General features: G+C 65.3%; 21 protein-coding genes and 2 riboswitches. Of the genes, 9 read left to right on the top strand and 12 right to left on the bottom strand.

The annotated features are described in order from the left end of the window. Nucleotides 1-171: 171 nt before the first annotated feature. From Q0897_RS02165 to Q0897_RS02140, 6 genes are all read left to right on the top strand, one after another. On the top strand, nucleotides 172-1,752 hold the full coding sequence (locus Q0897_RS02165; RefSeq protein WP_299307265.1) for a serine protease: 1,581 nt from the start codon (nucleotides 172-174) through the stop codon (nucleotides 1,750-1,752). Between the two features lie 209 nt (nucleotides 1,753-1,961). Further along, a complete protein-coding gene (locus Q0897_RS02160; protein ID WP_299307264.1) occupies nucleotides 1,962-2,516 on the top strand; it encodes a F0F1 ATP synthase subunit delta in 555 nt (184 codons plus the stop codon). Nucleotides 2,517-2,529: 13 nt separating this feature from the next. Then, nucleotides 2,530-4,056: a F0F1 ATP synthase subunit alpha gene (gene atpA / locus Q0897_RS02155; RefSeq protein ID WP_299307263.1), complete on the top strand. Its 1,527-nt coding sequence runs from the start codon at nucleotides 2,530-2,532 to the stop codon at nucleotides 4,054-4,056. Nucleotides 4,057-4,084: 28 nt separating this feature from the next. Continuing rightward, nucleotides 4,085-4,972: a F0F1 ATP synthase subunit gamma gene (locus Q0897_RS02150; protein ID WP_299307262.1), complete on the top strand. Its 888-nt coding sequence runs from the start codon at nucleotides 4,085-4,087 to the stop codon at nucleotides 4,970-4,972. A gap of 26 nt (nucleotides 4,973-4,998) precedes the next feature. Further along, nucleotides 4,999-6,474: a F0F1 ATP synthase subunit beta gene (gene atpD, locus Q0897_RS02145; protein ID WP_299307261.1), complete on the top strand. Its 1,476-nt coding sequence runs from the start codon at nucleotides 4,999-5,001 to the stop codon at nucleotides 6,472-6,474. Between the two features lie 5 nt (nucleotides 6,475-6,479). Beyond that, complete coding sequence (locus Q0897_RS02140; RefSeq protein WP_299307260.1) at nucleotides 6,480-6,737, top strand: ATP synthase F1 subunit epsilon; 258 nt, start codon at nucleotides 6,480-6,482, stop codon at nucleotides 6,735-6,737. Between the two features lie 92 nt (nucleotides 6,738-6,829). Here the strand turns inward: Q0897_RS02140 and Q0897_RS02135 are convergent, their stop codons facing one another. Further along, nucleotides 6,830-7,141: an HNH endonuclease gene (locus Q0897_RS02135; RefSeq protein WP_299307259.1), complete on the bottom strand. Its 312-nt coding sequence runs from the start codon at nucleotides 7,139-7,141 to the stop codon at nucleotides 6,830-6,832. A gap of 75 nt (nucleotides 7,142-7,216) precedes the next feature. On the opposite strand from Q0897_RS02135, the gene Q0897_RS02130 reads away from it, so the two are divergent. Beyond that, nucleotides 7,217-8,722, top strand: a complete 1,506-nt coding sequence (locus tag Q0897_RS02130) for a CpaF family protein (protein WP_299307258.1) — start codon at nucleotides 7,217-7,219, stop codon at nucleotides 8,720-8,722. An 18-nt stretch (nucleotides 8,723-8,740) separates the two neighbouring features. On the opposite strand, the gene Q0897_RS02125 is transcribed toward Q0897_RS02130, so the two are convergent. Then, nucleotides 8,741-8,962: a hypothetical protein gene (locus Q0897_RS02125; protein WP_236672088.1), complete on the bottom strand. Its 222-nt coding sequence runs from the start codon at nucleotides 8,960-8,962 to the stop codon at nucleotides 8,741-8,743. A gap of 153 nt (nucleotides 8,963-9,115) precedes the next feature. Between Q0897_RS02125 and Q0897_RS02120 the strand changes: the two genes are divergently transcribed. Then, nucleotides 9,116-10,003: a DMT family transporter gene (locus tag Q0897_RS02120; RefSeq protein WP_299307257.1), complete on the top strand. Its 888-nt coding sequence runs from the start codon at nucleotides 9,116-9,118 to the stop codon at nucleotides 10,001-10,003. 67 nt (nucleotides 10,004-10,070) lie between these two features. Further along, nucleotides 10,071-10,199 carry an entericidin A/B family lipoprotein gene (locus Q0897_RS02115; RefSeq protein WP_202083959.1) on the top strand — a complete coding sequence of 43 codons (129 nt, stop codon included), beginning with the start codon at nucleotides 10,071-10,073 and terminating at the stop codon, nucleotides 10,197-10,199. A 74-nt stretch (nucleotides 10,200-10,273) separates the two neighbouring features. Here the strand turns inward: Q0897_RS02115 and Q0897_RS02110 are convergent, their stop codons facing one another. The 10 genes from Q0897_RS02110 to Q0897_RS02065 all read right to left on the bottom strand — a co-directional run bounded on the left by Q0897_RS02110 (nucleotide 10,274) and on the right by Q0897_RS02065 (nucleotide 20,265). Beyond that, entirely contained in the window at nucleotides 10,274-10,924 is a 651-nt protein-coding gene (locus Q0897_RS02110) for a DUF938 domain-containing protein (protein WP_299307256.1), read from the bottom strand. After that, nucleotides 10,921-12,519: an aminomethyl-transferring glycine dehydrogenase subunit GcvPB gene (gcvPB, locus tag Q0897_RS02105; protein ID WP_299307255.1), complete on the bottom strand. Its 1,599-nt coding sequence runs from the start codon at nucleotides 12,517-12,519 to the stop codon at nucleotides 10,921-10,923. Before gcvPB ends, Q0897_RS02110 begins: the two co-directional genes overlap by 4 nt. Continuing rightward, the gene (gene gcvPA, locus Q0897_RS02100; protein ID WP_299307254.1) at nucleotides 12,516-13,886 is read right to left on the bottom strand and encodes an aminomethyl-transferring glycine dehydrogenase subunit GcvPA; all 1,371 of its coding nucleotides are present in this window, start codon (nucleotides 13,884-13,886) and stop codon (nucleotides 12,516-12,518) included. Before gcvPA ends, gcvPB begins: the two co-directional genes overlap by 4 nt. Before the next feature lie 29 nt (nucleotides 13,887-13,915). Continuing rightward, entirely contained in the window at nucleotides 13,916-14,287 is a 372-nt protein-coding gene (gene gcvH / locus Q0897_RS02095; protein ID WP_299307252.1) for a glycine cleavage system protein GcvH, read from the bottom strand. A 1-nt stretch (nucleotide 14,288) separates the two neighbouring features. Next, the gene (gcvT, locus tag Q0897_RS02090; RefSeq protein ID WP_299307251.1) at nucleotides 14,289-15,425 is read right to left on the bottom strand and encodes a glycine cleavage system aminomethyltransferase GcvT; all 1,137 of its coding nucleotides are present in this window, start codon (nucleotides 15,423-15,425) and stop codon (nucleotides 14,289-14,291) included. A 47-nt stretch (nucleotides 15,426-15,472) separates the two neighbouring features. Further along, a riboswitch (glycine riboswitch) is annotated at nucleotides 15,473-15,579 on the bottom strand. Beyond that, nucleotides 15,580-15,693: riboswitch (glycine riboswitch) on the bottom strand. It lies immediately after the preceding riboswitch. A gap of 37 nt (nucleotides 15,694-15,730) precedes the next feature. After that, on the bottom strand, nucleotides 15,731-16,405 hold the full coding sequence (locus tag Q0897_RS02085; protein WP_299307250.1) for an NAD(P)H-binding protein: 675 nt from the start codon (nucleotides 16,403-16,405) through the stop codon (nucleotides 15,731-15,733). After that, a complete protein-coding gene (locus tag Q0897_RS02080) occupies nucleotides 16,398-17,600 on the bottom strand; it encodes a deoxyguanosinetriphosphate triphosphohydrolase (protein ID WP_299307249.1) in 1,203 nt (400 codons plus the stop codon). Before Q0897_RS02080 ends, Q0897_RS02085 begins: the two co-directional genes overlap by 8 nt. 71 nt (nucleotides 17,601-17,671) lie before the next feature. Next, nucleotides 17,672-18,367: an amino acid racemase gene (locus Q0897_RS02075; protein WP_299307248.1), complete on the bottom strand. Its 696-nt coding sequence runs from the start codon at nucleotides 18,365-18,367 to the stop codon at nucleotides 17,672-17,674. Between the two features lie 121 nt (nucleotides 18,368-18,488). Continuing rightward, the gene (locus Q0897_RS02070; RefSeq protein ID WP_299307247.1) at nucleotides 18,489-19,952 is read right to left on the bottom strand and encodes an NAD(P)(+) transhydrogenase (Re/Si-specific) subunit beta; all 1,464 of its coding nucleotides are present in this window, start codon (nucleotides 19,950-19,952) and stop codon (nucleotides 18,489-18,491) included. Between the two features lies 1 nt (nucleotide 19,953). After that, the gene (locus tag Q0897_RS02065) at nucleotides 19,954-20,265 is read right to left on the bottom strand and encodes an NAD(P) transhydrogenase subunit alpha (RefSeq protein WP_299307246.1); all 312 of its coding nucleotides are present in this window, start codon (nucleotides 20,263-20,265) and stop codon (nucleotides 19,954-19,956) included. Nucleotides 20,266-20,301 lie beyond the last annotated feature (36 nt).

Genomic DNA, 20,301 nt, shown 5'->3' with positions numbered 1-20,301 from the left:
CAACCGGTGCGCGGGTAAAAGGCGAAAGCGCCGCGCGGGCGATTGCCCCCTGCCCAAGGGCGCGAAACCGCGTTAAAGGCGCTGCCCATGCGACACACCGCGCCGACAGGACATGACATGACGATGCCTTCCATGGGGGCGCCTCTCGTGCGGAGGGGGTGGCTTGCCATCATGGGATTCGTTGCCCTTCTGGCGGCGTGCATCGCGATCTGCGTGCCCGCGACCGCTCGCGCCGATACCGCCGACATCAACGCGGCGGCGCGCAGCGTGGTCCGCGTCGTCATCGTGCAGCGCGATTCGGCCGGCTATGACGTGATCGGGCATGGCACCGGCTTTGCCGTCACGCCGAAGCTCATCGTGACCAATGCACACGTGCTGGCCCCGCTGCTGGAGGATGAACGGTTACAGCTCGGCGTGGTGCCGGCGCAGGGGAAGAGCGGCTATTTCGCGCGGATCGTACGGGTTGCGTCCGATGTGGACCTTGCGCTTATCGAACTGACCGAGGATGCGACGCTGCCGGTGGCGACGCTGTATTCCGGGGCGGTCGGGGATGGTTCGGACGTGTTCGCGGTCGGCTATCCGGCGAATGTGGACCAGGCGATCGGGCTCGGCCTCGGTGCGCTGACCTCGCCGCAGGCTCCGGTAAAATCGCGCGGGCAGGTTTCGGGCGGACGCACGGCGAGCCAGTACGACACGATCCTGCATACCGCGCCCATCGGGGTCGGCAATTCGGGCGGGCCGCTGCTCGACCCGTGTGGCCGCGTCGTCGGCGTCAACAGCTTTGGCACGATCAGCGACAACGGCAGCGATTCCGAGTTCTACTTTGCCGTATCCATGCGCGAAATCGCCCCCTTCCTGCGCGAGGCCGGGGTGAATGCACGCTTCAACGCGCAGCCCTGCCGGTCGATGGGCGAATATGACGCGCAGCAGGACGCCCGCGCCATGCGCGAGGCCAGCGCGATGCAGGCCCGGCAGGCCGCGGCCGCCGCCCGCCTGCGCGACGAGGCCGAACGCGCCGGTCGCCGCGCCGAGCTCGAGGCGCTGGACCAGCGCGAGACGATGATGGCACTCGCGGGGGCGTTGCTGGCCGTGATGGTGCTGGCCGTGATCGGCACCGTGGTTCTGTATGATCGCGACCGGCGCGAGGCGGCGCTCGCCTGTGGCGTGTTTGCGGGCGTCGCGCTTTTGGGTGCGCTCGTCGCGTGGTTTTCGCGTCCCGGCATTGCCGAGATCGAACGGCGCGGCGAAGCGGCGCAGCAGGCCGCGCTCGAACAACCGACGGACCGCGCGCTCGTCTCGCCCGACATGCAGACGGGCCGCTTTACCTGCCGGCTCGTGCCCGAACGCAGCCGCGTGACCGTGTCGGATGCCAGCGATATCGCGCTCGGCTGGGACGCGGAGGGCTGCGTGAACGGACGGACGCAATACGGCCTGTCGAACGGCGAATGGTCGCGCGTGCTCGTCCCCAATTCGGAGCAGACCGTGTCGGTCAATCGCTACGACCCGGAAAAGCGGATCTTCACGACCGATCGCTTCCTCGTCGACCTGTCCGTGATGAACGCGGCACGCGAGGCGCGCGGGCAGTATCAGGCGCCCGCATGCGGCGGTGGAGAGGACGCGGCCCGCGAACTTGGCGAGAATCAGGACGCGATTCGCGCGATGCTGCCGGACATGCCCAACGAGCGGCTGACCTATATCTGCGAACCGTCGGCGGACGCGGTTCTTGGCGAGGGCGACGATATAACGGATTGAGCGGCCCACGCCGCAGATCGTGCCGAAAGCGGGCATCTGCGCCATGCGCCGCGAAGAAGCGATGCGAAGCGGTTGTCATTTGCGAAGCGTATTGCTAGGCGCGCCAGCGTGAAGGACGCAACCGCGCCCCGTTTCGCGGTGCACGGGTTTGGAAACCGTCTTTGAACGGACATAATCTTTTACGCTATTGAACAAGGGGCATTACGCGCGTGGATATTTCGGGCGGCATCAAGGCCAGTCTAGCAGGGCGATACGCCTCGGCCCTGTTCGACCTCGCGGTCGAGCACAACCAGGTGACTGCGGTCGAGAACGACCTGGATTCGCTGCGGCAGGCTCTCGCGGCGTCGGACGACATGCGTTCGCTGATTCGCAATCCGGAGATTTCGCGCACGCAGGCCGGCGCCGCGATGGACGGCATCGGCCGCCATCTCGAACTGGCGCCGCTGACGCGCAATTTCCTCGGCGTGCTGGCGCAGAACCGGCGCCTGCGCGAATTGCCCGCGATGATCCGCGCATTTCATGCTATCGCGTCGGCGCAGCGCGGCGAGGTCACCGCCGAGGTGACGAGCGCCCACCCGCTGGATCAGGGGCAGCTCGCGACGCTCACGCAGAAACTGACCGCGCGCGAAGGCCGCGATGTGAAAATCCGCACCGAGGTCGATCCCGACATTCTCGGCGGGCTGATCGTGAAGATCGGCAGCCGCCAGATCGACGGTTCGATCCGCACCCGTTTGAATACCCTCGCCTCGGCGATGAAGGGCTGATGAAAGGCTGAACATGGAAATCCGCGCCGCAGAAATCTCCAAGGTCATCAAGGACCAGATCGCCAGCTTCGGCACCGAAGCACAGGTCACCGAAGTCGGCACCGTGCTGTCGGTTGGCGACGGCATCGCCCGCATCCACGGCCTCGACAAGGTTCAGGCCGGCGAGATGGTCGAATTCGCCGACGGGGTTCAGGGCATGGCCCTCAACCTCGAGGCCGATAATGTCGGCGTCGTGATCTTCGGTTCGGACAGCGCCATCAAGGAAGGCGACCAGGTCAAGCGGACCGGCACCATCGTCGACGTGCCGGTGGGCAAGGGCCTGCTCGGCCGCGTGGTCGACGCACTCGGCAATCCGATCGACGGCAAGGGCCCGATCGAAAGCGTCGAACGCCGCCGCGTCGAAACGAAGGCACCGGGCATCATCCCGCGCAAATCGGTTCACGAACCGGTGCAGACCGGCCTCAAGGCCATCGACGCGCTCGTCCCCGTCGGCCGCGGACAGCGCGAGCTGATCATCGGCGACCGTCAGACCGGCAAGTCCGCCGTCGCGATCGACACCTTCATCAATCAGAAGGAAGCGAACGCGGGCGACGACGAGACGAAGAAGCTCTACTGCATCTATGTCGCCGTCGGGCAGAAGCGTTCGACCGTCGCGCAGATCGTGAAGAGCCTCGAGGAAAACGGCGCGATGGAATATACCATCGTCGTGGCCGCGACCGCGTCGGAACCGGCCCCGCTTCAGTTCCTCGCCCCCTACACCGGCTGTGCGATGGGTGAATTCTTCCGCGACAACGGCATGCACGCGGTCATCGTCTATGACGATCTGTCGAAGCAGGCGAATGCCTATCGTCAGATGTCGCTGCTGCTGCGCCGCCCGCCGGGCCGCGAAGCCTATCCGGGCGACGTGTTCTACCTGCACAGCCGCCTGCTCGAGCGCGCGGCGAAGATGAACGAGGAAAACGGCGCCGGTTCGCTGACCGCGCTTCCCATCATCGAGACGCAGGCGGGCGACGTTTCGGCCTATATTCCGACCAACGTGATCTCGATCACCGATGGTCAGATCTTCCTTGAAACCGGCCTGTTCTACCAAGGCGTGCGTCCGGCCATCAACGTCGGCCTGTCGGTGTCGCGTGTCGGCGGCGCCGCACAGACCAAGGCGATGAAGAAGGTGTCCGGCTCGATCAAGCTGGAGCTGGCGCAGTACCGCGAAATGGCGGCCTTTGCGCAGTTTGGCTCGGACCTCGATGCCTCGACGCAGAAGCTTTTGAACCGCGGTGCGCGCCTGACCGAGCTGCTGAAGCAGCCGCAGTTCTCGCCCATGCCGTTCGAGGAGCAGACCGTGTCGATCTTCGCCGGCACCAACGGCTATCTCGACAGCGTGCCGGTCGACCGCGTCACCGAATACGAAGCGGCGATGCTGGGCTACATGCGCGCCGAACATTCCGGCGTGCTCGCCGAGATTCGCGAGAGCAAGGCCTTCGACCCGTCGAAGGACAAGGTCGTTTCCGCACTCGACAGCTTTGCCAAGCAGTTCGGCTGAGCCGGTTCACACCAGATAGGGAGCCGAAATGGCTAGCCTCAAGGAACTCAAGGGTCGGATCAACTCGGTCAAGTCGACCCAGAAGATCACCAAGGCCAAGCAGATGGTCGCCGCGGCCAAGCTGCGCAAGGCACAGGCAGCCGCCGAAGAGGCGCGCCCCTATGCCGAGCGTCTGGCCTCGGTCATGGCGAGCCTTGCCGGGCGTGCCGGCGACAGCGACAATGCGCCGCGCCTGCTCACCGGCACCGGTTCGACGAAGCGCCACCTGCTCGTCGTCGCCAATTCGGACAAGGGGCTGGCCGGCGCGTTCAATTCGAACATCGTGCGCGCCGCTCTCGCCAAGGCGAAGGAACTCATCGCCGAGGACAAGGAGGTGGAATTCTACCTCATCGGGCGCAAGGGACGCGCCCCGATCCGGCGCGCCTATCCCGACCGGGTCGGCGTCAATTTCGACACGACCGACGTGCGCGAACCCGGCTATGCCGAGGCGGAGAAGATCGCCGAAGAGCTGATCGGCATGTACGAGGATGGCCGGTTCGACATCGCGCACCTGTTCTATTCCAAGTTCAAGTCCGCGCTGACCCAGACGCCCACGCGTCAGCAGATCATCCCCGTCCCCGCGCCCGATGCGGCAACGACCGACAATTCCGCCCCCACCGGCGCAGTCGTCGATTACGAGCCGAGCGAGGAGGAAATCCTCGAGGAGCTGCTGCCCCGCTATCTGAAAACGCAATTGTTCGGTGCGCTGCTCGAAAACAATGCATCGGAACAGGGCGCCTCGATGACCGCGATGGACAATGCCACGCGCAACGCCGGCGACCTGATCGACAAGCTGACCATTCAGTACAACCGCAGCCGCCAGGCCGCGATCACCACCGAACTCATTGAAATCATCGCCGGCGCGGAAGCGCTCTAAGGCACAGACGGCAAGGATACGATATCATGGCCACCGCACCCACGCTCGACAATACGGGCACATCGAACATCCCCGCGCAGGGCAAGATCAGCCAGGTCATCGGCGCCGTCGTCGACGTGGTCTTCGAAGGCGAACTGCCGCCGATCATGGCCGCGCTCGAAACCGACAACAACGGCAACCGCCTCGTCCTCGAAGTGGCGCAGCACCTCGGCGAGAGCGCCGTGCGCACCATCGCGATGGACGGCACCGACGGCCTGACCCGCGGGCAGAGCGTGCGCAACACCGGCTCGCAGATCGAGGTTCCGGTCGGGCCGAAGACGCTGGGCCGCATCATGAACGTCATCGGCGAGCCGATCGACGAGATGGGCCCCATCGGTGCGATGAACACCGCCCCGATCCACGCGAAGGCTCCCGAATTCGTCGACCAGTCGACCGAGGCGGCGATCCTCGTCACCGGGATCAAGGTCATCGACCTGCTCGCCCCCTATGCGAAGGGCGGCAAGATCGGCCTGTTCGGCGGCGCGGGCGTCGGCAAGACCGTGCTCATCCAGGAACTCATCAACAATATCGCGAAGGGTCACGGCGGCGTGTCCGTGTTCGCGGGCGTCGGTGAGCGCACCCGCGAGGGCAACGACCTTTATCACGAATTCCTCGACGCGGGCGTCATCGCCAAGGACGAGAACGGCAATGCCACGTCCGAGGGGTCCAAGGTCGCGCTGGTCTTCGGCCAGATGAACGAACCGCCGGGCGCGCGTAGCCGCGTGGCGCTGTCGGGCCTCACCATGGCGGAATATTTCCGTGACGAGGAAGGGCAGGACGTCCTGTTCTTCGTCGACAACATCTTCCGCTTCACGCAGGCCGGTTCCGAAGTGTCGGCGCTGCTCGGCCGTATTCCCTCGGCCGTGGGGTATCAGCCGACCCTGTCGACCGACATGGGCGCGTTGCAGGAGCGCATCACCTCCACCAACAAGGGGTCGATCACCTCGGTGCAGGCGATTTACGTGCCGGCCGACGATTTGACCGACCCGGCGCCGGCGACCTCGTTTGCCCACCTCGACGCGACGACCACGCTGAACCGTGCGATCTCCGAACTGGGCATCTACCCGGCGGTCGATCCGCTCGATTCGACGAGCCGCGTGCTCGAACCCCGCGTCGTCGGTCAGGAACACTACGAAACCGCGCGCAAGGTTCAGGAAACGTTGCAGAAGTACAAGTCGCTTCAGGACATCATCGCCATTCTCGGCATGGATGAGCTGTCGGAAGAGGACAAGCTGACCGTGCAGCGCGCCCGCAAGATCCAGAAGTTCCTGTCGCAGCCGTTCCACGTCGCCGAAGTCTTCACCGGCATCCCCGGCAAGTTCGTCGCGATCGAGGACACGATCAAGTCGTTCAAGGCCGTCGTCGAAGGCGAATACGACCACCTTCCCGAGGCCGCGTTCTACATGGTCGGCGGGATCGAGGAAGCGGTCGCCAAGGCGAAGAAGCTGGCCGAGGATTCCTGATCGCCATGCCGCTGCATTTCGAACTCGTCACCCCGGCCAAGCTGGTGCGGTCGGAGGAGGTCCACATGGTGGTCGTCCCCGGCAGCAACGGTGAGTTCGGCGTTCTGGAGGGGCATGCCCCGTTCATGTCGACCATTCGCGACGGCAAGATCCAGGTCTTCGCCTCGCAGGGTGCGACGCCCGACGAAATTGAGGTCGCGGGCGGTTTCGCCGAGGTGGCCGACGGCAGGCTGACCGTGCTGGCCGAACACGTCGCAGGCTGAACCGCGATTGATCGCATAGAGAGCGCCGCCGGACAGGTTCCGGCGGCGTTTTGCGTCGGGCGGCGCCGCTCCTCTTTGCCGTGTGATCCTTGCTATTTCCGCGGGCCGCGCGTTTTCGCGTGAAAGTCCGGCGGACGCTTTGCAATCCAGCGCAGGAATTTTGCAACGCCGTCGTTGCGCCGCAGGAATTCGACATCCTGCCCGAACCGCGCCAGTTCCGCATTCGTGAATTGCGCGTGGAGCGTGCGGTGGCAGATCGGATGCACCGCGACCGTTTCGCGGCCCTTGCGGCTTTTCGGCACCGTGTGATGATACTCGACCCTGTCGCCGAGCGGCCTTTCGCACAGCCAGCACCGTGTCGGCGCGAGCCCATGGTTAGCGAGTTGTTCACCAATTCCAGCCATAGAGGATCCACCATGCGAAGCGTGACACCGCTTCCGTCTGGCACAGGAAGATGCGCGCCACAAAGGTCTGAATTTATGAGTGCTTTCGGCCGAAAGGATGGATTGGCCTCCAAGTCGAACCCGCGTGCCAGCTTTGGCGTGGCCCGGCCGATGAAGGGCACCGGTGCCGCGCCGGGCGCGCAGCCGCTCCCGCCCCCGCCCGAACCGGAGCCGTTCCCCCCACTTCCCGAGATCGCGGTCGATCCGGAGGATGACGCGCTCGCCCGGCTTGCCGAACGCGCCAATTCGGTCACCGAGGGCAATTACACCGCCGAAGGCTTCGAAGTGTCGGTCCACCGGATCAAGGAGCAGGTGTTGCCGCGCCTGCTCGAACGCGTCGATCCCGAGGCCGCGGCGACCCTGACCAAGGATGAACTGTCCGAGGAATTCCGGCCGATCATCCTCGAAGTGCTGGCGGAATTGAAGATCACCTTGAACCGGCGTGAGCAATTCGCGCTCGAAAAGGTGCTGATCGACGAATTGCTGGGCTTCGGCCCGCTGGAGGAATTGCTGTCCGACCCGGATATTTCGGACATCATGGTCAACGGGCCGCAGCAGACCTACGTCGAACGCAAGGGCAAGCTCGAGCTCGCAAAGATACAGTTCCGCGACGAGCAGCACCTGTTTCAGATCGCCCAGCGTATCGTGAACCAGGTCGGCCGCCGCGTCGATCAGACCACGCCGCTCGCCGATGCCCGGTTGAAGGATGGCAGCCGCGTCAACGTGATCGTCCCGCCACTTTCGCTGCGCGGGACGGCCATTTCCATCCGCAAGTTTTCGGAAAAGCCCATTACCATCGACATGTTGCGCGAATTCGGCAGCATGAGCGAAAAGATGGCGACCGTGCTCAAAATCGCCGGCGCGTGCCAGATGAATATCGTCATTTCGGGCGGCACCGGTTCGGGCAAGACGACGATGCTTAATGCGCTGTCGAAAATGATCGATCCGGGCGAGCGCGTGCTGACGATCGAGGATGCGGCCGAGCTGCGCCTGCAACAGCCGCACTGGCTTCCGCTCGAAACGCGGCCACCCAACCTGGAGGGCGAAGGCGCGATCACGATCGGCGATCTCGTGAAGAACGCCTTGCGCATGCGTCCCGACCGGATCATCCTGGGCGAAATTCGCGGGGCGGAATGTTTCGACCTCCTCGCCGCGATGAACACCGGCCACGATGGTTCGATGTGCACGCTCCACGCCAACAGCCCGCGCGAATGTCTCGGCCGGATGGAGAACATGATCCTGATGGGCGACATCAAGATCCCGAAGGAAGCCATCAGCCGGCAGATCGCCGAATCCGTCGACCTTATCGTGCAGGTGAAGCGCCTTCGCGACGGGTCCCGCCGTACCACCAACATCACCGAGGTCATCGGCATGGAAGGCGATGTCATCGTGACGCAGGAATTGTTTAAATTCGAATATCTCGACGAAGGATCCGACGGCAAGATCGTCGGCGATTTCAAATCATCGGGCTTGCGCCCCTACACGCTTGAAAAAGCGCGGCAATTCGGCTTCGATCAGGCGTATCTGCAAGCCTGCCTCTGAGCCCGGTTGCGCCGCGCCTCAAACGGTTGCGAGCCAGTATTGCAGCGCGACGAAACCCGACAGCCCCGCAATGCCGAGCGCGGCGAGGAACAACGGCCCCCACGGCACGATGCCGACATCGTCGGGCCGTTGCCGCCGTGTCCGGCGAAGATCGCCCACCCATGCAATCGCGGCGAGCAGCAGCGCACCTGCCGCAACGGCGGCCAGCATTCCCGCTTCGCTATCCCAGAAATTCAGCATCGCGGGCGGATCCCTGCCCGAACCGGCGCAACCGCGCAATCGAAGGTTGATCGTATCGATGGCGCGGCGCAGTAGGGCGGTATGCCCCCTGCCCCCGGTTCTTCCTCATCCTCGCGCCTCCCCGGCTCGCAAATTCCGCCGCGCGATGGCCCGGTGCAGCGCCCGATGTATGCCTTGCTGCTACGGCTCGGCGCGGGGGTGACGCTGGCGACGATGCTCATGCTGGTGAAGCTGGCGTCGGCGCGCGGCGTCGATCTGCCGCATATCCTCCTGTTTCGGCAGGCCGTGTCGGTGCCGGTGTTGCTGGGTTTCCTGCTCGTGAGGGGGCAAATGGGCCGGCTGCGCAGCAACAGGCTGGTGTCGCACGGTATCCGCGCGATAACCGGATCGACCGGCATGGCGCTGACCTTCGGTGCGCCGATCCTCCTGCCCTTGGCGGTTTCGACGACGCTGGGCTTTACCTCGCCGATCTTTGCCGTGGTGCTGTCGGCCCTGCTGCTGCATGAAAAGGTCGGACGCTGGCGCTGGTCCGCCGTGTTGCTGGGGTTTGCGGGCATCGCGATCATCGCCGGGCCCGGGGGAACGGACATCGACCCGCTCGGCGCGGCGGTGGGCATCGCGGCGGCGTTCATGGTCGCGCTGATCTCGATCCAGATACGCGACCTCTCACGGACCGAGGACAGCATCGCGATCGTCGTCTATTTCGCGCTGTTCTCCGCGCCCGTGCTTTTCATCATCGCGCTGTTCTTTCCCTGGCCGACCGACTGGACCGATTACGCGCTCCTTCTTCTCGTCGGGGGGTTCGGCACCGCGGCACAGCTGTTTCTGACCAATTCGCTACGCTATGGCACGGTGTCGAGCGTGATCGTCATGGATTACGCCATGCTGATCTGGGCCACGCTTTACGGGTGGCTGGTCTTCGACAATCTGCCGTCCGTCATGCTGTGGTTCGGCGCGCCGCTCGTCATCGCGGCGGGCGCCATCATCGTGTGGCGCGAACATCGCCTGTCGAAAACGCGGAACGAATTTGGCGAACTTTGAACGAATTATGGGGAACAACGCGCCCATCGCTTCGTTTCGTGGCGGAACAATCAGCAAGGAGCATCCCATGATCCGTCGTATCGCACTCGCCGCTGCCGTCGGCAGCCTGGCTCTCGCCGCCGCCGCCTGCAACACCGTCGAAGGTGCTGGCGAGGATATCGAATCCGTGGGTGAAGCGGCCGATCGCGCCATCTGACACGCGGCGGGCTCTTTCGCCCGTTGTGAAAAGGCCCGCAGGACAGCACGTCCGGCGGGCCTTTTTCATGCCCTCTATCGCCGGTAGATCAGCATCAGATTATTCGCCGGCATCGGGATCGGCTCCGCAGGCCGCAAGCCATTTTCCTGCGCGAGAGCGTCAAGCGCGTCCACCCGCCGCAGTCCCCAGCGTGGGTCGCGTGCCTTCAGATTGTCATCGAAAGCCAGGTTGGATGCGGCCGTTTCGACCCCAACGCGAAGGAACGGACCGTAGATGACGAGCGGGCCACCCTCCCGCAACACCCGCCCGGCGTTTGCGAAAAAACCCTGCGTCGCGGACCAAGGGCTGATATGCGTCATGTTGATGCACAGGATCGCATCGGCGCTTTCCACGGGCCAGTCGGTCGCGCTCGCATCGAGCCGGACCGGCGCGCGAAGATTGGCAAGCCCGCTGTCCGCCCCCCATGCGGCGATGGAGGAAAGCGCCTGCGCGTCAGTATCGCTCGGCTGCCAGACCAGCGCCGGGAACAGCGACGCGAAATATGCCGCGTGCTGCCCCGTCCCCGACGCGATTTCCAGTACGGTCCCGTGCGCGGGAAGCACGTCGCGCAGCACCGCCGCGATGGCATCGCGGTTGCGATGGGTCGCGGGGGCATCGCGGCGCGCTTCGCCCCCGAACACGAAAGGTTGCGGACCGGCGCCGCCTTCGTGTCCGGGGTCGCTCAACGTCCGCCGGTCTCGCTGCGCGTGGGTTCGCCCGCCGGGGCCGGATCGCCCTTCCACACCAGCACCGGCTTGCGCGCGGCCTGCGTTTCGTCGAGCCGGCGACGCGGCGCATAATGCGGCGCGGATTTCAGCGCCTCGTCCCCGTCCTTTGCGCGGGTGACCACGTGGCGCAGGCTGGCGATCAAGCGGTCCAGCCCGGCGCGGCTCTCGGTCTCGGTCGGCTCGATCAGCATGGCGCCATGCACGACGAGCGGGAAATAGACCGTCATCGGGTGGAACCCCTCGTCGATCAGCCCCTTCGCAATGTCGAGCGTGGTGAACCCCTCGGCAAGGCCAGCATCGGAAAACAGCGCCTCGTGCATGCATGGGCCGCTGCCGCCGAACGGCGCGTCGAGCACGTCGTCGAGGCTGCGCAGCACGTAATTGGCGTTGAGCACCGCGTCCTCCGCGACCTGCCGCAACCCGTCGACCCCGTGGCTGAGCATGTAGGCGAGCGCGCGGGTGAACATGCCCATCTGCCCGTGAAACGCGACCATCCGGCCGAAGCTGTCGGGGAGCAAGTCCTTCGCCCCGCGCTCCTCCACCATGCGCAGGCGGCCCGTGTCGTCGCGGCGGACGAACGGAATCGGCGCGTAGGGGGCGAGCGCCTCCGACAGGACGACCGGACCGGAACCCGGCCCGCCGCCGCCGTGGGGCGTGCTGAACGTCTTGTGCAGGTTGATGTGCATGGCATCCACGCCGAGGTCGCCGGGACGCACCCGCCCGACGATGGCGTTGAAATTCGCGCCGTCGCAATACACGAGCCCGCCCGCGGCGTGCACGGCGTCGGAAATCGCCTTCATGTCGCGCTCGAACAGGCCGCAGGTGTTGGGATTGGTGATCATGACGCCCGCGACATCGGGGCCGAGCCGCGCCTTCAACGCTTCGAGATCGACGCGGCCTTCCTTCGTCGCAGGGATGTTTTCGACCGCGTACCCGGCAAAGGCGGCGGTGGCGGGATTGGTACCATGCGCGCTTTCGGGGACGAGGATGACCGCACGCTTGTCGCCGCGCGCCTCCAGGGCGGCACGGATCGCGAGGATACCGCACAGCTCGCCATGGGCGCCAGCCTTCGGGCTCATCGCGACGGCGCTCATCCCGGTGAGCGTCACGAGCCATTCGGCCAGCTGCTCGATCACGGCGAAGGCGCCCTGCACCGTGTCCATCGGCTGTAGCGGGTGGATGTCGGCAAAGCCGGGCATGCGGGCGACCGCCTCGTTCAACCGCGGATTATGCTTCATCGTGCACGAACCCAGCGGGAACGGGCCGAGGTCGATGGCATAGTTCTGCCGCGAGAGGCGCGTATAATGGCGGACCGCTTCCGGCTCGGCGAGGCCGGGCAGGTCGACCGGCGATTTCCGCGCAAAGCTGGCGAGTGCGGGGCTGATGTCGCCCGGCTCCTCATCGAAATCGACGCCGCAATTGCCGCGATTGGCCAGCTCGAAGATCAACGGTTCTTCGAGGTTCAATGCCATGTCGCCGCTGCTCGTCGGGGTTTCGCTGCGGCCGGCCGGACCCATCTGCGGTTTCCAGCCCGATGCGTTGGGGGCGTTCATGCGGCGTCTCCCGAAATTTCCTGGGCGAGCGCGGTGGCGAGCGCCTCGATATCCTCGTCGCTGACCGTTTCTGTCACGGCCACGATCAACCCGTCTGAAAGCGCGTCCTGACCCGGGAACAGCCGCCCCATGGTCACGCCGGCCAGCACGCCGTTCTTCGCCATGCGCAGTGCCGCCTCGCGCGCGTCGCAGCCGATGCGGATGGTGAACTCGTTGAAGAACGCGTCGTTCACCAGTGAAACGCCCGGAATCTGCGCCAGCCGCGCCGCCGCCTTCGCCGCGCGGGCATGGTTGATGCGCGCCATCCGGTCCAGCCCGACCCCGCCGAGCAATGTCATGTGGATCGAGAACGCGAGCGCGCACAGCCCCGAATTGGTGCAGATATTGCTCGTCGCCTTTTCGCGCCGGATATGCTGCTCGCGCGTCGACAGCGTCAGCACGAAGCCGCGCTTGCCGTCCGCATCGACAGTCTCCCCGCAAAGGCGTCCCGGCATCTGCCGCGCATATTTCTCCCGCGCGCCGAACAGGCCGAGGTAAGGACCGCCGAACTGCAAACCCACGCCGAGCGATTGCCCCTCGCCCACCACGATATCGGCACCCAGCGCGCCCGGACTCTCGAGCAGGCCCAGTGCGACCGGCTCCGTCACGACGGCGACCAGCAACGCACCCTTTTCATGCGCGGCATCGGCAATGCGCGAAAGGTCGGGAATGCGTCCCAGCAGGTCGGGATATTGCACCACCACGCAGGATGTCGCGTCGGTGATGCCCGCGATCACGCGATCGTCATCGGTTGTGGCAAGCAATTCAGGCGTCGCCGTGTCCAGCGTATCGCCGGTATATTTCGCCATGGTCTTCGCGACCGACACGTAATGCGGATGCAGGCCGGACGACAGCACCGCATGGTCGCGCCGGGTGATGCGCCCGGCCATCGCGATCGCCTCCCAGCACGCCGTGGAGCCGTCATACATCGACGCATTGGCGATGTCGGTGCCGAACAGGCGCGCAACCTGCGTCTGAAACTCGAAGAGGACCTGCAAGGTGCCCTGCGCGATTTCGGGCTGATACGGGGTGTAGGCGGTGAGGAATTCGCCACGCTGGATGATATGGTCGACGGTTGCCGGGATATGGTGCCGATACGCCCCGGCACCGAGGAAGAACGGCGCATCCGCCGCCGACAGGTTCTGCGCGGCGAGGCTGCGCATATACCGTTCGACCGCCATTTCGCTGGCATGGGTCGGCAGGCCGTCGATGGGGCCGGAAAGGCGGGCGCCCTCCGGCACGTCGGCGAACAGGGCATCGATATTGTCGGCGCCGATCTTCGCCAGCATGGCGGTCCGGTCGTCGGGGGTCAGCGGCAGGTAACGCATGTGCGGGTCTTTCCTCTGTCCAGCGCAAATCAAAGGCTGGCGACGTAATCCTTGTAGGCGCTCTCATCCATCAAGCCGTCGAGCTCGGACGGATCGGAAAGCGTGACCTTGAACAGCCAGCCGGCCGTTTCCGGGTCCGAATTCACCGTTTCGGGCGCCTCTTCGAGCGTTTCGTTATTGGCCGTCACCTCACCCGACACCGGGGTGTAGACGTCGGAGGCGGCCTTCACCGAATCGACGACGGACACCGCGTCGCCCTTCTTCACCGTGTCGCCCGCGCCCGGCAATTCGACGAAGGTGATGTCGCCAAGCTGTTCCTGCGCATATTGGGTGATGCCGACGGTGCCGGTGTCGCCTTCGACGGCGATCCATTCGTGGTCCTTGGTAAAATAGGTCGTCATGTCAGGCTCCTGTCTTGGCTTTGCGATGATAGCGGTGGGGAACGAAGGGCATTTCGGCAACGGTCGCCTCGATCTGGCGGCCGCGCATCTCGATGGTGACGCGCGTGCCGGGCATGTCGTGGCCGGTGGCGATGGTGGCCATGGCGATGGGCTGGCCGACGCTGGGCGCGAAACCGCCGCTCGTCACTGTGCCGATGCGCGCCTCGCCGGCAAAGACGCCCGCCCCTTCACGCGCGGCCATGCGGCCTTCGACCTTCAAGCCCACGCGCCGCGCCCCGGCCCCGCGTTCGAGCAGGGGCAGCACCGTATCGGCACCGATGAAGCCGCCTTCGTTCCGGCGCCGCTTCGATATGGCAAAGGCGAGATCCGCGGTCACCGGGTCCACGGTTTCGGTCATGTCATGCCCATAGAGCGGCAGGCCCGCCTCGAGCCGAAGCGAATCGCGCGCGCCGAGGCCGATGGGCTTCACCTCCTCCATCGCGACCAGCGCGTCGGCCAGCGCCTGGGCCGCCTCTGCCGGAACGGAAATCTCGAAGCCATCCTCGCCGGTATAGCCCGATCGCGAAATGCCGAGCGTGTGCCCGTTCCAGTCCGCCACCATCGCCTGCATGAAGGTGAGGTCAGTGACGCCGGGAACGATCCGGGCCAACGCGGTCGCCGCCTCCGGCCCCTGCAACGCGAGCAGCGCGCTTTCGTCGAGATGAGTCAACGTCACCGTTTCGGGCAGGTTTTCATGCAGCCAGGCAATATCGTCCCACTTCACCGCGCCATTGACGACGAGATAATACCCATCGCCCGTGTTGGTCACCATGAGATCGTCGAGGATGCCGCCATCCTCGTTGAGCAGGAGCGAGTAACGCACCCGCCCTTCCTTCAACGCGGAAATATCACCGGGAAGCACGCGTTCCAGCGCGGCGGCAACGTCCGGCCCCGTCACCATGAGCTGCCCCATGTGGCTGACATCGAACAGGCCCGCATGCTCCCGCGTCCAGCCATGTTCGGCGATGATGCCCTCATACTGGATCGGCATGTGATAGCCGGCAAATTCCACCATGCGCGCACCTGCATCGCGGTGCCATTGGTCGAGCGGGAGGATCATCACCTCCACCGCTTCGCCGTCTTCGATAATGTCGTTCATGCGTTCGGTTCCGTTCAAAAAGGTCGCGCCGGGCCATGATGACCCGGTACGCCCCCTCTGTCACGGAAACCTGAGAGCCTTCCCCGCATGACGCGAGGTTACACCGTCGGTGGCCCGGCCCGGCAAGGGCAGGACGCTTTCCAGAGCATCGCTATCGACCGGCGCGGTCCCTGGTGCCTGAGAGTTTCCGGGGCGGTTGCTCCTTCGGCGGACGACACGATGCGTTCGGCATGAACGAATCGCGGCGACACTCTCCCGCGCGGTCAGCGATAGGCGTGCAGCCATGCGCATCCCCGCGGCCCAAGTCAATCGGCGAGCGTATCGGCACGGGCAAGAATCGCATCGTTGTCGTGGATGAAAACGCCCTCGCCCGCCTCCCGCGAAAGGGCGAGGATCGCGCGCGCCACCGTCGCGCCCGGAATCGACCGCATGGCCCGCATCCGCCCGTGCAGCAACCGGTCGAAAATCGGCGCTACGGCAATGGCGAGCCGTTCCTTCACCCGCCGGTCGGCCCCGCGCGATCCGCGAAGGAGGCCGGGCCGCAGGATGTCGAGCCGCGTGAAGCCAATGGTCTTGAGCGTATCCTCGACCTCGCCCTTTACCGAAAGGTAGAAATTGCGCGAGCCTGCATCGGCGCCGGCCGCGCTCACCACGATCATGCGCCGGGCGCCCGCATTATGGGCCGCACGCGCGCAATCGATCACGAGATGCTGATCGACGCTGCGAAAGCCGTCCTGCGACCGTCCCGCCTTGCGCCACGTCGTGCCCAGTGCGCAGATCAGGCCGGCGGGCGTGAGGTCCGCGATGATCGCCGGCCATGCCCCGGTCGGCGCGACGATGCTGCGCGAAGGGTCGGCAGCAGCGGGATTCCCGCGCCGCGCGAGCGCCACGATCCGGTCATCGCCGCGCGCCTCCGCCTGCTGCACGACCGCACCGCCGACGAGCCCGGTCGCCCCGACGAGGACGATGGCATCAGACATTGCTCAATTCCGCAGGGGGCGGCCCGAAAATCCCGGTGTAGCGGCGAATGGCATAAAGGTCGGTCATGCCGGAGAGGAAATCGGCGATATGGCGGCTGCGCTCCGGTTCGGCATCGGGCATTGCGCGGCGCCAGTCGTCGGGCAGGAGGTCGGGCTGCGCATCATAGGCGGAGAACAGCTTCGCCAGAAGATCATTGGCGAGATCGGCGGTGCGCAGCTGTGCCGGGTGGAAATAGAGATTGTCGTACATGAACCGCTTCAGCCGGCGTTCCTGCGCCGCGGTGCTTTCGGAAAAGCCGCAGATGGCGGCCCCCGCCGCGCGCACATCGTCCGCCGTGACGATCGCGTGGCCGGTGATCCGGGCCTGCGTTTCGGCAATGACGTCGTTCACCATCCACCCGATCTGCCCGCGCACCAGCTCGCGCTGCAACCGGTCGCGCGGCGCGTGGGGGAAGCGCGCCTCGATCCCGCGCCACTGATCCGCGATGAAATCCAGGCTCAGCAATTGATCCATCGACAGGAACCCGGCGCGCAGCCCATCGTCGATGTCGTGATTGTCATAGGCGATGTCGTCGGCAATCGCGGCAACCTGCGCCTCGAGCGAGGGCCAGCGCGCCAGGTCGAACGCAAACGCCGCATCCAGTTCGCGCAGCGCCCACGGCAATGCCGCATCCGGCGCGACCGGGCCATTGTGCTTCGCCAGCCCCTCCAGCACTTCCCAGCTCAGGTTCAGCCCGTCATGCGTGCAATACGGGCTCTCCAGCCGCATCAGCACGCGCAACGTATTGGCATTGTGATCGAACCCGCCATGCGCGGCGAGCGCCTGATCCAGTGCGCGCTCCCCCGCATGGCCGAAGGGCGGATGGCCGATGTCGTGCGACAGGCACAATGCCTCGGTCAGATCCTCGTCCAGGCCGAGCGCGCGGGCGATGACGCGGCCGATCTGCGCCACCTCGAGACTGTGGGTGAGGCGCGTGCGGTAATGATCGCCGTCGGGTGCCACGAAAACCTGCGCCTTGTGACGCAGACGGCGAAAGGCGATGGAATGGATGATCCGGTCGCGGTCGCGCTGAAACGGGCTGCGGGGACCGCGCACCGCATTGTCGGGCGGGCCGAACTCGCGCCCCCGGCTATGGTCGGGATCGCTGGCGTAACGGGCGCGCGGGGCGAGTTCGGGGCGGAACGGGGAATTCATGATCCGGCCTGATGCCAGATCGCCGGGTTCGCGGAAACGGGATCAAATCGGGAACCTACGCGCGCGGCGGCCTACCCCTCGCCGAGGATGAATTCCGCCGCCGCGCGTGCATGGATATGCGCCCCGTCGAACACCGGCAGGACATTGGCGTCGGTATCCACGATCAGCTCCAGCTCGGTACAGCCCAGCACGACCGCCTCGGCCCCGTCCTTGCCGAGATTGGTCAGGATCGTCTTCAACTCCCGCTCGGAGGACCGCGTCACCTTGCCGATCATCAGCTCGTCATAGATGATCGCATCCAGCCGGTCGGCAATCTCCTCGTCCGGGGGGAGCAGTTCGAGCCCCTGCGCGACGAGCCGTTCGCGGTAGAAATCCTGCATCATGACATTGCGCGATCCCAGCAGGGCGGCACGGTCGACGCCCTCCTCCTGCATGGCCTTCGCGACGCAATCGGCGATGTGGATGATGGGGATCGACACCGCCGCGGCCACCTTGTCATAGACATGGTGCATCGAATTGGCCGCGATCACGAGCCCTTCGGCCCCCGCCGATTCCAGCCGCCGCGCCGATTCGATCAGCACGTCGGCCGCCTTCTGCCATTCCGCTTTTTCCCCGATGCGATAGAGCGGGCGGAAATTGAGGCTCTCGATCAGCATGGGCGCGCTGCTTTCAGGCCCGGCGTGACGCTGCACGATGCGGTTGATGTCTTCGTAATAGGCGCGGGTGGAGACCCAGCTCATCCCGCCGATCAGGCCAAGTTTGCGCAACACTCGCGTCCTCGCTTTTGCAATTCGATCCAGTTCCGGTGCCATCCCATCCTTAGAAACAAAAGGGGCGGCCCGTCCAGCGACGCACCGCCCCTTTTATCGCGAAAGGCGCAATCCCACGCTATTCCGCGAGTGCCTTGTTGATTTGCTCCACCATCTTCTTCGCATCCGACAGGAGCATCATCGTCTGATCCATGTAGAAGACGTCATTGTCGACGCCCGAATAGCCGACGCCGCCCATCGAACGCTTGATGAAGAAGATCGTCTTGGCCTTCTCCACGTCGAACACCGGCATGCCGTAGATCGGGCTGCTCTTGTCCGTGCGGGCGGCGGGGTTCACCACGTCATTGGCGCCGATGACGAAGGCGACGTCGGTCTGGCTGAATTCGCCGTTGATGTCCTCAAGCTCGAACACCTCGTTATAGGGCACGTTCGCCTCGGCCAGCAGCACGTTCATGTGGCCCGGCATCCGGCCTGCGACCGGGTGGATGGCGTATTTGACGGTGACGCCCGCCTCTTTCAAAAGATCGCCCATTTCGCGCAGGACGTGCTGCGCCTGCGCGACGGCCATGCCGTAACCCGGGATGATGATGACCTGCCCGGCTTCCTTCATGAGGAAGGCCGCATCCTCTGCGCTGCCGCGTTTCCACGGGCGGTCGACCTTGGCCGCGCCATCGCCTGCATCGCCGCCGCCATCGGCACCGAAACCGCCCGCGATCACGGACACGAAGCTGCGGTTCATCGCCCGGCACATGATATAGGACAGGATCGCCCCCGATGCGCCGACCAGCGCGCCGGTGATGATCATCGCCGTGTTGTGCAGGGTAAAGCCCATCGCCGCCGCGGCCCAGCCGGAATAGCTGTTGAGCATCGACACGACGACCGGCATGTCCGCCCCGCCGATCGGGATGATGAGCAGGAAGCCGATGATGAACGCCAGCACGGTGATGACCGCGATGACCCAGATCGACTGATCCGCCGTGAAATACACGGTGAGCGCGAGGATCGCCGCCAGCGTGCCGAGGTTGATCACGTGCCGCCCGGGCAGCATGATCGGCGCGCCGCTCATCTTGCCTGCAAGTTTCAGGAAGGCGATGACCGAACCTGAAAAGGTGATGGCCCCGATCGCGATGCCCAGGCCCATTTCCACCCGGCTGACGGGGCTGATGACGCCGTCGATCAGAATGTCGAACGCACCGGGGTTGAGATAGGCCGCCCAGCCCACCAGCACCGCGGCGAGCCCGACGAGGCTGTGAAATGCGGCGACGAGCTGCGGCATGTCGGTCATTGCGATCTTGCGCGCGATGACGAACCCGATGCCGCCACCAATGGCGATGGCGATCACGATTTCGAGCAGGCTGGCGATGTCGTGCGTCACCAGCGTGGTCACCACCGCGATGAGCATGCCCGCCATGCCGTAGCGATTGCCCTTGCGCGATGTCGCGGGCGAGGACAGGCCGCGCAGCGCAAAGATGAAGCAGACCCCCGCGGCGAGATAGGCGAGCGCGACCCACGGATTTACCGCATGCGTGGCCTGCGGCAGCGTGGGATCGGCGGCAACGGCCAATGCGTTTGCAATATCCATCCTAGCGGTCCTCCCCCTTGGTGACGGGCTTGGGCCGTTCCTTCTTCTTGTACATGGCCAGCATGCGCTCGGTCACGGCAAAGCCGCCGAAGATATTGATGCTCGCCATGACGACGGCGGCGAGACCGAGCCATTTGGACGCGACCGATCCGGCCTCGGCCGACGCGATCAGTGCGCCCACGATAATGACAGAGGAAATCGCGTTGGTCACCGCCATCAACGGCGTGTGCAGCGCCGGCGTCACCGACCACACGACATAATAGCCGACGAAACACGCCAGCACGAAAATCGACAGGATCGCGATGAAATCCATAGGTGTCCTCTCCTCAACAATCCGGTTCTTCGGCAA

The sequence above is a fragment of the uncultured Croceicoccus sp. genome (assembly GCF_947496385.1).
Taxonomy (GTDB): Bacteria; Pseudomonadota; Alphaproteobacteria; order Sphingomonadales; family Sphingomonadaceae; genus Croceicoccus.
Note: the sequence above shows the minus strand (reverse complement) of the source record. Positions and strands in the feature narration are given on the sequence as shown.